Origin of the sequence: Congzhengia sp., from assembly GCF_037235575.1 — a bacterium.
GTDB classification, from domain to species: domain Bacteria; phylum Bacillota; class Clostridia; order UBA1381; family UBA9506; genus Congzhengia; species Congzhengia minquanensis.
In genome coordinates this window covers 62,542-77,992 of sequence record NZ_JAXUNN010000025.1, presented here as the reverse complement: position 1 = coordinate 77,992, position 15,451 = coordinate 62,542, and the positions used below count along the sequence as shown (strand labels likewise).

Here is a 15,451-nt window from a genome sequence, read left to right as displayed (position 1 = left end):
TATGCCTCCGGCGGATTTAACTGCCCGTGCGAAATTATCGTCCTGCGGACGAAACGCACACGGGCGAAAAAATCTCTTATCATTCTTTGCCCTGTGGATATAGAGATTTCGTTGCTGTATGAGCCGGCGCAGGGCGGCAGAATGGAGATTTTTTATGCATGACATATATGAACTGGGTTACACACAGCCGGAAAACAACGAATCGGCAGACGCGGCGCGTATTCAGGCAGCCATCGACCTGGCAAAGGAAACGGGGCTGAACAAAACGGTAATTCCCCGCTACAACAGGGGTGCAGGCGCCTGCCGCTGGGTTGTGGACGCGCCTGTGACAATTCCCTCTGATTTTGTGCTGGAGCTGGATAACTGCCAGGTGGAGTTAACAGGCGACGGCGGGTTTGACGTTTGCGGCGGGGAGGAAACGCCGGCTGAGCGGGTTCGTCTTGTTGGAACGGGAAACGCCTGCATAAGCGGCGGAGAAAAGGCCGGCCGGCCGCTGATTTTCATTGAAAACGCAAGGCAGGTTACGGTTTGCGGCCTCTCCCTTCAAAATCGGCACACCCGGGGGATTTTGTGCCGCGGCGTTTCACTTGCCGTAATTCGTGACATTTGGTTTTTCAATGATTTGGCGCCGGTGCTGCCCGGCGAGCTGCCGGGAAACGCAAAGGGCATTACAGTGGCCTGCGGCTGTGACAGTGTGACCGTTGAAAACATTTTTGGAGCCACCCTCGGCGACACTGTGGAGGTTACCACCTTTTCCGGGGGCGGCTCGCCGCATTGTGGCAGCTCACCGCAGTATGGCAGCACGCCGCCTTGCAGCGGCACGTTGGTGAACACAAGTGCCGTGCGGGATATTTATATTAAAAACGTGCGGTCGGACTGTTCTGTGTTTTCCAACGTCCGTTTTGTAAACGGAGACGGGAATTTGCTTTCCGGCGCGTTGGTGGACGGCGTGACCGATTTGTCCCGGGAGGGCGCCTCATACCGCGCCGGGGCGGCAGTGTCCATTGGGGAAACGGTTTATGGGTTTTGCCCGGCGCGTCTTGGCGAAACACGGAATATGTCGGTGAAAAACGTGGTTTCCCGGGGCGCGTGTGCGGTGGAGCTTGTGTCTTCCGTGCAGGACATTACCATTTCAGACATCACAATGCGGTCTGACGGTGGCGCGGCGGTGGGCTGCGGGAAAACACTGGAATATAACAACATTTATCTTTGCAACGTGAAGTTTGACCCCAGGCAGGCGCCCTATCCCATTGAAGAGGTGCGGAAGCCGGACTATATTGAAACGCCCCTGTTCCCCGGGGAGCATTTTTATCCCTACCGGGCGGTGTGCAACATGCGGGATATTCACGGGTTTAACTTTAAAATTAACGGCGTTTATGCAGACATGGTGGACAACCTGCTTCGCATTACCGGGAAAAACCACATTGAGCTTTACGACGTGGACGTTCCAAACATTGTTTACGACGACTTTGTGGGTGACGACTGCACGGTGGATTAATTTTTGTTGAAGGAGAAAAGCAGATGAAATTCGGGCATAGGGCCTGCGCGGCGGTGTCGGCGGTTGTTTTGTTCGGTTTTGGCATAAGCATGGCAGGTGCGGAAAACCAGGGCGCGTCAGGCGGGATTTCTATGTATAAAGACCCGGCAAAAAGCTTGCTGCGGCAATTTCTTTGCGGCAGCAGCATAGCGGAACGGGTGTTGTTAAAATCGGGCCAATACCGGCTCGTGTGGAGCGACGAGTTTGAAACAGGCGCGGTGGACGAAACCGTGTGGAGTTTTGAAGAGGGCTATAAACGGAACAACGAGCTGCAATATTATACGAAAGACAACGCCTGGATGGAAGACGGGTGTTTGGTGTTAGAGGCCAGAAAGGAAAGCAAGTTTCCGGGGTTTGCATATACCTCTGCCAGCCTCACCACACGGCACAAAAAGTCGTTTCACCAGGGCGTGTTTGCGGTTCGGGCAAAGCTGCCCAGGGGGCAGGGCTTGCTCCCGGCGTTTTGGACCATGGGGGACCAAAACTATTGGCCCTCGGGCGGCGAAATTGACGTGTTTGAAATGGTGGGCGGCACAGGCCGGGAAAACACCTGCCACGGCACCATTCACTGGGGGGAATATCAGGGAACGTCTTACTCGGAAAGCGGAAAGACCACGCTTTTAAGCGGAACGTTATCCGACGAATTTCACGTATATGCCGCAGAGTGGACGGACACGGAAATTATTTGGTTTTTAGACGGGCGGGAATATTACCGAACGCAGCTAACAGAGGAAAACAAGAAATATTTTACCGAACCCCACCGGGTTTTGCTGAGTTTGGCCGTTGGGGGCGACTGGCCGGGCGCGCCGGACGAAACCACGGTTTTTCCTCAGCGGTATGTGATTGACTGGGTTCGGGTTTATCAAAAATAAAACGAATTTAGGAGGGCAAGAACGTGAACCATGTATCACCGGAAAAGGCGGGAATCTCCTCAGAGCAGGTGCTGAAGTTTGTTCAGAGCCTTGAAAACAGAAATCTTTCGACCCACAACGTGATTTTAGCCCGGGGGGAGGATGTTTTCTTTGAACACTACTGGCCGCCCTTTGACAAAAGCTTCGGCCACCGGATGTATTCCGTCAGCAAGAGCATTGTTTCCATTGCGGTTGGGTTTTGCGAGCAGGACGGGCTTTTGTGCCTTGACGACAAAATTTCAAAGTATTTTCCCGAGGAGGCAAAACGGGCAACGGACGAAAACCTGAAAAATCAGACCGTTCGCCATATGCTGATGATGGCAACGGCAAAGCCGGCGCAGAACTGGTTTGCCGCCGCGCCGGACGACCGCGTGCGGTTTTATTTTGAAAATGACGGGGTGCAGTCGCGGCCGTCGGGCACAATTTATAACTACGACAGCAGCGGCTCGTTTGTTTTAGCGGCGCTGGTTGAACGGCTGACAAAACTGCCGTTTATGGAATATTTGAGAGAGAAGCTGTTCGACAAAATCGGCGTTTCAAAAGAGGCGTTTTGCCTGAAATGCCCCGGCGGCCATTCGTGGGGGGACTCGGGCGTGATTTGCACGCCCCGGGACTTGCTGAAAATTGCGCGGTTTCTGTTAAACGGCGGAACGTGGAACGGCGAGCAGATTTTAAATGAACGCTATGTGACCGAAGCCACGGCAAAGCAGATTGACAACAACCCCTGGGGTTTGAACGATTTTGACACCCAGGGCTATGGATTCCAGTTTTGGCGCACCTGGCGAAACTCGTTCTTTTTTAACGGCATGGGCTGTCAGTTTGCGGTGTGCGTTCCCGATTTAGACTTGATTTTGGTTTACAACGGCGACAATCAGGGCAAGAATTTGGCAAAGAACGTGATATTTGAAGCGTTTTTTACCCACATTGCAGACAGCATGCAGGGCGTCCCTCTGGCAGAGAATGCCGCTTCGCAGGAGCGGCTGGATGCATATTGCGCCGGCTTAACGCTTGCGGCGGCAAAGGGCAGCAAACACAGCGATTTTGAGCGGGAAGTGAACGGCGTGACGTTTGCGGTGCGGGATAATCCCATGGGGATTACGAAATTCAAACTGGAGTTCGACGGTAACGGCGGGGGGCAATTCGGCTTTACCAACGCCCAGGGTGACAAAGCAATTGCCTTTCGGATGTGTGAAAATGCGTTTGGTGCGTTTCCCCAGGAGGGGTATGCAGACGAAGTGGGAACGGTGAAAACCAAGGGGCATTTTTACCGGTGCGCCGCATCAGCGGCGTGGATTGAGCCGAAAAAGCTGTTTTTAAAGGTGCAGATTATTGACAAATATTTCGGCAATCTGGGCATTACCATTGGGTTTGACGGCAGCGGAAAGGCCGGGCTTTACTGCGCCAAAAGCGCAGAGGACTTTTTAAACGAATATGAAGGGTTTGCGGAGGCGGAAAAAATCATTTAAAAATACAACTTTTCGCAGAAAAAACAGGGACGCCGTGCAAGATTTGTGTTGCAATTTTCTGTTGTTTATTATATAATTAGTACAGATAAGGTTCAGAAAATTTTTAATATTTGTGCAAATTAACAAAATATGCGAGGAGGAAAGAATATGAAAAAATTTTTAGCAACGGTGCTGTCTTTCGCAATGCTGCTTGGCGCAGGCTTGATGCAGGTCTCAGCGCTGGGAAGCAACGAGGGCTATCCCTATTTGTTTGAAACCTTTGAGACAGAGGAAAGTTTAAACGGGCTTAACAAGCCGGATGCATCACGGGCAACCGTAAGTATTGCAAAAGGCGGTGTAAACGGCAGCGGGGGCAGCCTTCAGGTGCACCAGAAGAACAAGGGATTTTTTGACATGACATATGCGTGCGAAGGTTTGGCGCCTGCTAAGGGGCAGAAAATTCATATGTCTGCATGGGTGAAGCTGAATTCTGAAATTTTAGACCAGTTTAACGGAAAAAACTGTAACGTGTTCAGCTTTATTTTTCACGGCACCGGAATTGTAACGAATGCAGGAAACAGAACCGATGTTACCGTTGGCGAGGCGTATTCCAGCACCGGCTGGAAACAGTATGACATCACAAATGTTTTGGTGAAAGACCAGTGGGTGAAGGTGGAAAAGGACATTGAATGGGAAGACGCCATGTCTATCGGCAGCGGCGCGTCCATTGGCAGCATTCAGCTGAAAACGGTGAGCCTGAGAGTTACCGGCGAGGCAGGCATTCAGGCATTGGCAGACCCCGATGCAACAGTTTTGGACTATCAGATTGACGATTTTATTTTTGAATATCCTGACAGCGACAGAATGGGTGTGAACACCGGCACGGCGGGAACCTACGTGATAAATGACGATTATGACACTTCCTCTGTTACCGGTGAATTAGACGGCCGCAGCGACGACTGCTCGCCGGGTTACAGGCAGGTGTTAAGCCCCGTTGTAACGGATGGCAAGGGCACCCACGGCAAGAATTTTGCAGACTCAACATTTAGTAACGTCTATCTGAAAATGGGCCACCTTTACAAGGTTTCGGGCTGGTTCCGCTATGATGGAATTGAAGGCGACGAGGGCTTATATGGCGACACCGCAAAAATTAGGCAAATTATTTACGCTACCAAAAGGGATCCGGAGGATAAAAACTCTTTCACAAGCGGTTATCCCAGTGTGTACCCTGCGGTTATTCCTAAGGGCCAGTGGACAAAGGTAGAGTATTACTACTATTATGAATATCAAGCATATGACAACAACAACTTCCATGTGGGCTTCCGTATCTGTCCTGAAAAAGCAGAGGAAGGCACGTATGCAACCGACGACCCGGCAGGTGCCGGAACGTTTGGATTTGACAAGCTGCAGGTGTTTGACTTAGGTGTTATCGGCAACGGTGACATGGAAATCAGCGGTGACGGATTAAAGGTGTTTAAAAACATCGGTGAGGTTACGCAGACGTTCCCGGGCTGGACTGCCAACAATGCCACGGCCGAAGTCAGCACTGACACGGCCAGCGGCGAGGGGCAGAGCATGAAAATGACCTCCACCGGCAATTACGGCGACATGAAAACCAGTGCTACCTTCGAGCAGGGCAAACTTTACCGCATCAGCTTCAAGGCAAAAACCGAGGGGCTGGAGGAAAACGCAGAAGTTCCGATTTCCCTTATCTTTGACAGATACACAAATAAAGACCCCGGAACAACAGAAGTTTATAAGGTGCCCAACTTTGAATATATGGTTGGCCCTGAAAGCTTTGACAATGCTAAGACGGAGTGGACAATTTCTAACGATTGGAAAGAATTTTCCGGCTGGTATAAAGTGAACTTCCCGCGGATTGAGGGAAAAGAAGATGCCAGCATCGCCAACCTTGTGCCGCGGCGCCCAATGCTGTATTTCCGTGTGAATAAATCGACCAATCCGGAAGGAACGGTGCTTTATTTGGACGACTTTAAGGTTGAGGAAATGGGCAACAGCAACCTGATGGATGATTTGAAAAATGGGCTGGACGCAGATGTGGCAGACATTTCCGCCACAGGCACAGCGGTGCCGGGAAGTGAAATTTCCCTTTCCTACACCTATGTTCCGAAATACAGCGAAGAAGAAAACAAGGCGGCAACGGTGATTAAGGCATATTCTGTGCTTCCCGGCGGCGAAATCCGCAACTATGGCACCTTTGCGCCGGACCAGGCATTTACTGTGCCAAGCTGCGCGGCAGGACAGGATATCACCTTTGAAATTATCCCCATCAGCACCGCAGGCCTAATCGGCAACCGCGCAACGTTCACCGTCGGCGCGGCAACGGATTATATCGTCTACGACGCGGCGGCAGGAAAAGTGACTGCCGGCTGCAGCGGGGCGTCTGCAACAATTCTTTACGCCTCCTACAATGGGGGGCAGCTCACGTCGTTTGCTGTAACCGACGCGGTGTTTGAAGAAGGAAAATTTGAAGAAACCGTTCCGGCGGAATTTTCGCCTGGCGAGGGGGACACTGTGAAGGTTATGATGTGGAAAGACCTTACAAACTGCACTCCCATCTGTGCATACGCACGTTAAACAAAATAAAGACAGGAAAAAGCGGGCTGCCAAACTGTTTGGCGGCCCGCTTTCAAAATGGGGGGTAAATGGGGTATCTAAAGTGAGGGGATTATTGAATTTCAATCTGGCTTACTTTCGCTTTTTCCTCCGTTTGCTTCGGCATGGAGAGCTCTAAAACGCCGTCTTTATAGCTTGCGGTGATTTTATCGGTATCCACGTCGGAAACATTGAAGCTCCTTGCAAACGAGCCGAATCTGCGTTCCTTGCGGATATACTGGCCGCTTTTGTCCTCAGTTTCTTCCTTGTGCTCTGCCGAAATGGTGAGATAGTCGCCGTTTAGGTCGATATGGATATCCTCCTTGGCAAATCCCGGCAGCTCCGCCTGCAGGACATATGCGCCGTCTTTGTCAATGATATCGGTTTTGAAGGCAGAAAGATAGCTGCCTGAGTCACCGAAAAAGCTCTTTTCAAAATCGTTAAAATAGCGGTACAAATCTTTTTCCTTGCGTCCAAATGGAATTAAATCAAACATACAATCTCCTCCAATTCATTTTATTTTTATTTTTCATTGAAACGCTTCATTTTATGGTTCCCATTGAAACCATCTCCTTTTTTGTTTCTAAGATTATTATAACCCAAATTTGTGACAAAATTTCATAGAATTTGTAAATAAAATTAATAACTTTCATGAACAAATTTTAAACGCTTTTTTTCGACTTTTTTCGAAAGGCCGCCGGGGGCAGGCCATAGGCCTTTTTAAAGCAGGCAATGAAATAGTTCGAGTCGGAAAAACCCGTCATTTCCGAAATGGTTTTCACAGAAAAGTCGGAGTCTAAAAGCAGGGTTTTCGCCTCGGTGAGGCGTTTTTCCTGAATATATTTCATCACCGGCACGCCCTGGTGTTTTACAAACACGTGGCTTACGGCGGAAAGGGAGCAAAAACAGTTTTTGCTGATGTCCCGCAGGGTGATGCCGTCTGCAAAATGGCGGTTTACATAGGTCAGCAGCCGGCTGTAGAGGGAACGCTCGGAATTGTCGGCTCCGTCGCTTTCGGTAAGCGCTGAAAGGTATGACAGCAGAAAGCACAGCGGCTCAATTTCCGCCCGGAGCGAGGCAAATTCAGGCGGCTGGGGAGAAAGCTTTTGGTAAAGTCCGAAAAGGGTTTCTTTGGAGATGAGATATTCTTCTGCAACGCGGCGCACCCGCTTTTTCGCCTCGGTTTCACGGGTTTTAAATCCGCTGACGCTGACGAAACCAATGATTTTGTCCTGCTGTGCGCCTCCCGGTATGGGAAACACAAATTCTTCTACCCCGGCGTGGCACATGCCGAAAAATGCGCCGTTCTTCAAACGCTCATACACCTTTTTCTGGCTGTGTATGCATTGGTCCCAGGCTTCAGGGCTGGTTTTTAAAGCCAGGCAATAGGGGTGGTAGTGAATGTTATATTTTGCAGGCAGGGCGCAAAAGCCGGTGTCGCGGCGGAAGCAAAAGGTGACATAATAGCCCTTTGCGCGAAGCAGCCGGATATAGTTTTCCACGGCGGTTTCCAGTTCTAAAATCATAAAGCCATCTCCTTGCATGAATTTAAAGTTTTTTTGCAGGATTTCAAAGGAATTTGCGCTGTGTATATTATATGATAGAGGGGAAAGAAAGTCAAGGAGTGATGAAACATGAAGACTTACACAGAAAAGGCACGGGAAATTCCCGTTGCGGCGGAGGTCGACGTTTTGGTGGCAGGCGGCGGGCCTGCCGGGTTTGCAGCCGCCTATACCGCGGCGAAAAACGGGGCTTCCGTTTTGCTGTTAGAACAGGGGGGAGATGTGGGAGGCATGTCTACCATCGGCCTGATGAGCCATTGGGTCGGCCGGGCAGACAGCAAGCTTTACCACGAAATTTTAAGGCGCAGTGCAGACCGGAACCCCGGCGCGTATCAGGGCGTGCAGACAAGGCTGATCAACACCGAGGAACTGAAAACGCTGTATTTGGAAATGCTGGAGGAGGTTCACGCACGCCTGATGCTTTATACCTTTGTCAGTGATGTAATTACGGATAACGGCGCGGTGACCGGCCTGATTGTGGAAAATAAGGCGGGCAGGCAGGCAATTCTGGCCAAAACGGTGGTAGACGCCACAGGGGACGGCGATGTGGCGGCCCGGGCCGGGGCGGAGTTTCAGCTGGGCCGTGAGAACGACAAAAAAATGCAGCCCATGACGCTGATGTTTAAGGTGGGCGGCGTGGATGTGGAAAACGCAGCCCTTCCCGGCTCTTTTGAATCGCTGGTGGAAACAGAAAAAGGGGAGCTGCAGGCGTTGGCAAAACAGCTTTTGCCCCATCCGGCGGGCCATGTTTTGCTGTATGAAAACATTTTGCCCGGCATTGTTACGGTAAACATGACCAACGTGACAGGGGCGGACGGCACCGACTCCGGCGACCTGACAAAGGCGACCGTTGTGTGCCGGAAGCAGATGGAAAAGATTGTGGCGTTTCTGCGGGAATTTGTTCCAGGCTTTGAAAACTGCTTTTTAATCACGTCTGCGTCGTTTATGGGCGTGCGGGAAACCAGGCATTTTGAGGGCATGGCCAGGCTGACGGAGCAGGATATTTTAGAGGCGCGCCAGTTTCCCGACTGGGTGGTGAAAGACGCCCACTTTAATTTTGATGTGCACAACATTTCGGGCAGCGGGCTGGACGAAACCGGGGCGCAAAAGCACTTTAGCCAGCAGAAGGGCTACGACATTCCCATTGGCTGCCTCATTCCGAAGCGCATAGACGGGCTGGTGCTGTCTGGCAGGAACATTTCAGGCACGCACATGGCACATTCCAATTTCAGGGTAATGCCCATTTGTGTGGGAACAGGCGCGGCGGCAGGCGCAATTGCGGCAATCGCGGCGAAAAGCGGTCAAAAACCCCGTGACGTGCAGGCGGCTGATGTGCAGGCGGTTTTACTGGGCTAAAAGACAAGATTTTTGAGAAAAAAAGCGCGGATTTTGTGAAATCCGCGCTTTTTTTACAGTTTTTACAAAAAAGTGTTGACCTGAAATCTCAAGTGCTATATAATACAATTATGTAATTATTTACAAGGGGGCTTGTTTCATGGTAAAAATCGCAATATTGGGATATGGCACCGTCGGTTCCGGCGTTTATGAAATTTTGAAAAAAAATCCGCCGTCCATTGCTAAAAAGGCGGGGGATTCCATTGAAATAAAATATATTTTAGATATCAGGGAGTTCGACGACCACCCGGAAAAGCATTTGTTTACCAAAAATTTTGACGACATTTTAAACGACGACGAGGTTTCTATTGTTGTTGAGGTAATGGGCGGCTTAGAGCCGGCTTATTCGTTTTCAAAATCTGCGCTTTTAAAGGGCAAAAGTGTGGTAACTTCAAACAAGGAGCTGGTGGCCACCCACGGCACAGAGCTGATTCGCCTGGCAAAAGAGCACGACGCCAACTATTTCTTTGAAGCTTCTGTGGGCGGCGGAATTCCCATTATCAGGCCTTTAAACCAGTGCCTCACCGCCAACGAAATTGACGAGGTGCACGGCATTTTAAACGGCACCACCAACTTTATTTTAACCAAGATGTTTGAAGAGGGCGCGACCTTTGAAAGCTCTTTGAGGGAGGCCCAGAGCTTAGGCTATGCGGAGCGCAATCCCGAGGCCGACGTGGAGGGCCACGACGCCTGCCGGAAAACTGCGATTTTGGCCTCTTTGGCAACCGGAAAATTTGTAGACTACCATGACATTCCCACCGAGGGCATTACAAAAATTTCCACGGCAGACGTGTTTTTTGCCGGAAAGATTGGCTATGTAATTAAGCTCATTGGTTCGGCGGAGGTTGGGCCGGACGGCAAGGTGCAGGCCATTGTTGCGCCCCGCCTTGTTTCAAAAGACAGTCAGCTTGCAGATGTAAACGGCGTGTTTAACGCCATTTTGGTTCACGGCGACTCGCTGGGCGACGTGATGTTTTACGGCCGGGGCGCGGGCAAGCTGCCCACCGCCAGCGCCGTTGTGGCAGACGTGATTGACGCGGCCAAGCACATTCACATTAACAAATGGGTGATTTGGTCGGAGGCCGAGGGCGATATTATGCAAAATCCAGGCGAATGTGTTTACTGTTATTTTGTGCGCACCTCCAATAAGGCTTTGGCAGAGAATTTGCCCGGCGTGGACGTGATTGGAACGCTGGAGGGCGAAACGGTTTTCACCACCGGCGAAATGAAAGAGAAGGATTTTATGCAGACAGCAGGCGGAAAGTGTGCGTATATCCGAATTCTATAACCTCGCTGAAGACGTTTCCCGCTTCTGCATGCGGCGGGGGACATCTGATAGTTAGCTGAAACGAAACCGGGAGGGAAAAAGATGGGAAAGGTGAAAGTGCGGGTGCCGGGTACCTCTGCCAACATGGGGCCGGGGTTCGATTCCATTGGGCTGGCGCTGTCCATTTACAATTACATAGAGGCGGAAGAGACAGAATCGGGTCTGTGCATTGAGGTTTTGGACGCGGAAACGAAGGAGTTCCTTCCCACCGATGAAAAAAATTTGGTTTACAAGTCTATGAAATATTTGTTCGACAAGGCAGATTACCGCCCCAAAGGCTTAAAGCTTGTTTTAAACAGCGAGGTTCCCGTAACCAGGGGCTTAGGCTCAAGCTCCGCCTGCATTGTGGGCGGCCTGGCGTGCGCCAACGAGCTTTCGGGAAAACCGTTTTCTTCCCGGGAGATTATGGCCATGGCCACGCAGATTGAGGGCCATTCTGACAATGTGTGCGCCGCAGTGAGCGGCGGGTTTACCGTTTCGGTTTTTCAGAAGGACGAAATTTTTTACTATTCCCACAAGATGAACGGCGACTTAAAATTTTTAGTGCTCATTCCCGACTATGCGGTGACCACGCAAAAGGCGCGGAACACCCTGCCGGGCTATTATCCCCGGCGGGACGTGTCGTTTAACATTTCCCACGCGTCGCTCCTGGTTGCCTCCATGGTTTCGGGAAATTATGAGAATTTGCTCTGCGCCATGGACGACCGGGTGCACGAGCCTTACCGCAAAGTGTTTATTGACGGATATCCGAAAATTTATAATAAATTAAAGTCTTACGGGTCTTTGGGCACCTATATCAGCGGCTCGGGGCCAACGCTGGTTTCGGTTGTGGAGGCCGACGACGCGGAACTTTTTTATGAAGACATTTATGAATATATGCAAAAAGCCCACCCCACCTGGACCGTAAAGCTGTTGGATGCGGACAACGAGGGCGTGAAGGTGATTTAACAGGAGGTTTTGAATTTGGGTTTAATTGTTCAAAAATTTGGGGGCACGTCGGTTGCCAACACGGAGCGTTTAAAGAACGTGGCGAAAATTGTGACCGACACCTACAAGGCCGGAAACGGCGTGATTGTTGTGGTGAGCGCTCAGGGCGACACCACCGACGATTTGATTGAAAAAGCAAGGGAAGTGAACACAAATCCTTCCAAGCGTGAGATGGACATGCTGCTTTCCACAGGCGAGCAGATTTCGGCTTCTCTTTTAGCCATGACCATTGAAAGCATGGGATTTCCTGTGATTTCCCTCACCGGGTGGCAGGCCGGCATTGCGACAGACTCGAACTATTCTGCCAGCAGAATTAAAAAGATTGACACAGAGCGGCTGTCTGCCGAGCTTGACAAAAAGCGCATTGTGATTGTTACGGGCTTTCAGGGCCTGAATAAATATGACGACATTACCACTTTGGGCCGCGGCGGGTCTGACACGTCGGCCGTGGCGCTGGCCGCGGCGTGCCATGCGGATTTGTGCGAAATTTACACCGACGTGGACGGGGTTTACACCACCGACCCGCGGATTGTTCCCGACGCGAAGAAGCTTTCGGAAATTTCGTTTGACGAAATGCTGGAGCTGGCAAGTCTGGGCGCCAATGTGCTCCACAACCGTTCGGTGGAAATGGCAAAAAAATATAATGTGAACATGTGCGTTCGTTCCAGCATTACCCGTGCGGAGGGAACATTTGTTAAGGAGGTTGTTAATATGGAATCGATGGTAGTCAGAGGTGTGACAAAGGATAACGACGTTGCGAGGATTTCCCTCTGCCACATAGAGGATACGCCGGGAAAGGCGTTTCGCATTTTCTCCCTTTTGGCAAAATATAACATTAATGTGGATTTGATTATTCAGTCCATTGGCAGGGAAAACACGAAAGACATCAGCTTTACCGTGTCGGAAGGAAATTTAAAAGAGGCGCTTGATTTAATTGAGAACAACAAAGACCTTATCGGCTACGGCGAATTGAGCTATAACACCGAAGTTTCAAAGGTATCCATTGTGGGCGCGGGCATGGTGACAAACGCCGGCGTTGCGGCAAAAATGTTTGAGGCGCTTTACGACGCGCACATCAACATTCATATGATTGCCACCTCGGAAATTAAGGTTTCTGTTTTGATTGACCAGGGCATGGAAAACAAAGCGATTAAAGCCATTCACGACAAGTTTGAATTGGCTTAAAGCACATAAAACCCCCGCTGCGAAGTTGCTTCCGCAGCGGGGGTTTTATTTTTACAGCACAAATTCCATTTGGCAGTCGAACGGTTCTTGTTCCACGTGTTCCGGATTGTATTCCTCCGCCTCCACACAGCCCAGCGCTTTATAAAACGCCTGGGTTTCCACGGCGGAGTGGGCCGAAATATAAAGCTTTTTCGCGCCGCGTTCCCGGGCCCATTCTGCGGCGCGGGCAAACAGCTCCCTGCCTGTTCCGCGGCCGCGCAGTTCTGCCGACACGTGAAGGCTGGATAAGTCCAGATAGTCGCGGGCCTTTCCCAGCGGCCGGCTTTCCACCGAGGAAAAGCCCTTGAGCGTTTCACTCAAAAATGCGCCGAACACAACGCCCCCTGTTTGAACCGTGTTTTTTAAGCAGGAGACCAAAAAGGCATAGTCCTCTTCGCTCCATTGGTCGATGAAGGGCGCGGCCTGAATTTGCCACTGCCCGTCCTGTTTGCGCCAGCAGTTGGTAACAACCTGGCGGCGCTGGAACCCGGCAAACAGCTGCCGGCAAATTTCTTGTTCCGAAAGCTTGCGGTAAATCACGTTTTGTCCTCCGTCAGCCCTGTTTTTTCATTCTTCCGGCCAGCTTGTCCCGGTCGGACTTTGATAAAATCCGTTTTCTTAAGCGAATGCTTTTCGGCGTAACTTCAACCAGCTCGTCGTCGGAAATGAACTCTAAGCACTGCTCTAAGCTCATGTTGATGGGCGGGGTGAGCTTCACCGTGTCGTCGCTGCCCGAGGCGCGCATGTTGGTGACGTGCTTCTTTTTGCAGACGTTTACCGTAAGGTCTTCCCCTTTGGCGTTTTCGCCTACAATCATGCCCTCGTACACCTTAACGCCGGGGCCTAAAAACAGCGCGCCGCGCAGCTCTGCATTCAGCAGGCCATAGGCCACGGTGGTGCCGCTTTCCCACGCAATCATGGAGCCGCGGTTTCTCGTTTGCATTTCGCCTTTAAATTCGTCGAACCCTTCTAAAATGGAGTTCATAATGCCGTTGCCCTTGGTGTCGGTTAAAAACTCGTTGCGGTAGCCGATTAAGCCACGGGAGGGAATGGTGAACTCTAAACGCATATAGCCGTCTGCCGTGGGCTGCATGTTTTCCATCTGCGCCTTGCGGATTCCCAGCTTTTCAATGACGCTGCCGGAAAACTCCTCCGGCACGTCGATGATTAAACGCTCCATAGGCTCCAGTTTTTTACCGTTTTTCTCTTTAAAAATAACCTGTGGGCGCGATACCTGAAATTCATATCCCTCGCGCCGCATGGTTTCGATTAAAATGGAAAGGTGCAGCTCGCCCCGGCCGGAAACCTTAAAACAGTCTGCGCTGTCGGTTTCCTCAACCTTTAGGCTCACGTTGGTTTCCAGCTCCCGGAACAGCCTGTCGCGGATGTGGCGGCTGGTGACGAACTCGCCCTCCTGTCCGGCAAAGGGGCTGTTGTTTACCATGAAGTTCATGGAAATGGTCGGCTCGTCCACCTCAATGACGGGCAGGGGGTCGATGCAGCCGGTGTCACAGATGGTTTCGCCAATGTTAATGTCTCCCAGGCCGGAAATGCAGATGATGTCCCCTGCCGGAACCTCTTGCACCTCCTGCCTTGCGAGGCCCTCAAAGGTGTAAATTCTGCCGGCTTTCACGTTGGACGTTGTGCCGTCGGTGTGGCACAGCGCCACGGTTTGGTTATAGCGCGCCGTGCCCCGGGCAATTTTGCCCACGGCGATTTTGCCGATATATTCATCATAGTCGATGTTGGCAATGCGCACCTGAAGCGGACCCTCGGGGTCGCCTGCCGGCGCGGGGACATAGTCTAAAATCACGTTAAAAAGCGGGGTTAAATCGTTTTTTAAATCGTCTTGTTCCAGGCCGCAAATACCCTGTTTTGCCGAGGTGTAAACCACGGGAAAGTCCGCCTGCTCGTCGGTTGCGCCCAGGTCGATGAACAAGTCCAGCACCTCGTCGATTACCTGTTCGCACCGGGCCTGGGGACGGTCGATTTTATTAATTACCACAATGGGTTTTAAATTTAGCTCTAACGCCTTTTTTAAAACAAACCTGGTTTGGGGCATGGCGCCTTCAAATGCGTCTACCACCAAAAGCACGCCCTCAACCATGCCCAGCACGCGCTCAACCTCGCCGCCGAAGTCGGCGTGTCCCGGTGTGTCCACAATGTTAATTTTCACGCCCTCGTGCATGACGCTGGTGTTTTTAGAAAGAATGGTGATGCCGCGCTCGCGCTCTAAGTCGTTCGAGTCCATTACGCGCTCTGCCACCTGCTCGTTTTCGCGGAAAATGCCGCTGTTTTTAAACATTGCGTCCACCAATGTGGTTTTGCCGTGGTCAACGTGGGCAATAATGGCAATGTTTCGAATGTTGTTGCTGTTTTCCAAAAAAATTCCTCCGATATATATATTTCATGTTTTTTATGATCTCCAACTTTTAATTGTAGCACAA

Annotated in this window: 12 protein-coding genes; 8 read left to right on the top strand and 4 right to left on the bottom strand. The window is 51.1% G+C overall.

The genetic code is table 11. The features are described from left to right. The first annotated feature begins 154 nt into the window (after positions 1–154). The 4 genes from WIG73_RS04815 to WIG73_RS04800 all read left to right on the top strand — a co-directional run bounded on the left by WIG73_RS04815 (position 155) and on the right by WIG73_RS04800 (position 6,491). Positions 155–1,498 carry a hypothetical protein gene (locus tag WIG73_RS04815; protein WP_337399503.1) on the top strand — a complete coding sequence of 448 codons (1,344 nt, stop codon included), beginning with the start codon at positions 155–157 and terminating at the stop codon, positions 1,496–1,498. Positions 1,499–1,521: 23 nt separating this feature from the next. Beyond that, a complete protein-coding gene (locus WIG73_RS04810; protein WP_337399502.1) occupies positions 1,522–2,409 on the top strand; it encodes a glycoside hydrolase family 16 protein in 888 nt (295 codons plus the stop codon). A gap of 23 nt (positions 2,410–2,432) precedes the next feature. Beyond that, positions 2,433–3,914 carry a serine hydrolase gene (locus WIG73_RS04805; RefSeq protein WP_337399501.1) on the top strand — a complete coding sequence of 494 codons (1,482 nt, stop codon included), beginning with the start codon at positions 2,433–2,435 and terminating at the stop codon, positions 3,912–3,914. Between the two features lie 147 nt (positions 3,915–4,061). Further along, a complete protein-coding gene (locus WIG73_RS04800) occupies positions 4,062–6,491 on the top strand; it encodes a hypothetical protein (RefSeq protein WP_337399500.1) in 2,430 nt (809 codons plus the stop codon). Between the two features lie 91 nt (positions 6,492–6,582). On the opposite strand, the gene WIG73_RS04795 is transcribed toward WIG73_RS04800, so the two are convergent. Both WIG73_RS04795 and WIG73_RS04790 read right to left on the bottom strand, forming a co-directional pair. Beyond that, entirely contained in the window at positions 6,583–7,005 is a 423-nt protein-coding gene (locus tag WIG73_RS04795) for an Hsp20/alpha crystallin family protein (protein ID WP_177679941.1), read from the bottom strand. Positions 7,006–7,171: 166 nt separating this feature from the next. After that, on the bottom strand, positions 7,172–8,035 hold the full coding sequence (locus tag WIG73_RS04790) for a helix-turn-helix domain-containing protein (RefSeq protein ID WP_337399499.1): 864 nt from the start codon (positions 8,033–8,035) through the stop codon (positions 7,172–7,174). A gap of 108 nt (positions 8,036–8,143) precedes the next feature. Between WIG73_RS04790 and WIG73_RS04785 the strand changes: the two genes are divergently transcribed. The 4 genes from WIG73_RS04785 (at position 8,144) to WIG73_RS04770 (ending at position 12,965) form a co-directional block, all read left to right on the top strand. Then, on the top strand, positions 8,144–9,427 hold the full coding sequence (locus WIG73_RS04785; protein WP_337399498.1) for an FAD-dependent oxidoreductase: 1,284 nt from the start codon (positions 8,144–8,146) through the stop codon (positions 9,425–9,427). Between the two features lie 139 nt (positions 9,428–9,566). Continuing rightward, positions 9,567–10,754, top strand: a complete 1,188-nt coding sequence (locus WIG73_RS04780; protein ID WP_337399497.1) for a homoserine dehydrogenase — start codon at positions 9,567–9,569, stop codon at positions 10,752–10,754. Positions 10,755–10,835: 81 nt separating this feature from the next. Beyond that, on the top strand, positions 10,836–11,741 hold the full coding sequence (gene thrB, locus WIG73_RS04775) for a homoserine kinase (RefSeq protein WP_249311333.1): 906 nt from the start codon (positions 10,836–10,838) through the stop codon (positions 11,739–11,741). 15 nt (positions 11,742–11,756) lie between these two features. Next, complete coding sequence (locus tag WIG73_RS04770; protein WP_177678768.1) at positions 11,757–12,965, top strand: aspartate kinase; 1,209 nt, start codon at positions 11,757–11,759, stop codon at positions 12,963–12,965. A gap of 51 nt (positions 12,966–13,016) precedes the next feature. Here WIG73_RS04770 and WIG73_RS04765 read toward each other — a convergent pair whose 3' ends face one another. Together WIG73_RS04765 and typA are read right to left on the bottom strand one after the other, a co-directional pair. Further along, the gene (locus WIG73_RS04765; RefSeq protein ID WP_337399496.1) at positions 13,017–13,544 is read right to left on the bottom strand and encodes a GNAT family N-acetyltransferase; all 528 of its coding nucleotides are present in this window, start codon (positions 13,542–13,544) and stop codon (positions 13,017–13,019) included. 13 nt (positions 13,545–13,557) lie between these two features. Continuing rightward, entirely contained in the window at positions 13,558–15,387 is a 1,830-nt protein-coding gene (gene typA, locus WIG73_RS04760) for a translational GTPase TypA (protein ID WP_177678772.1), read from the bottom strand. Between the last annotated feature and the right edge of the window lie 64 nt (positions 15,388–15,451).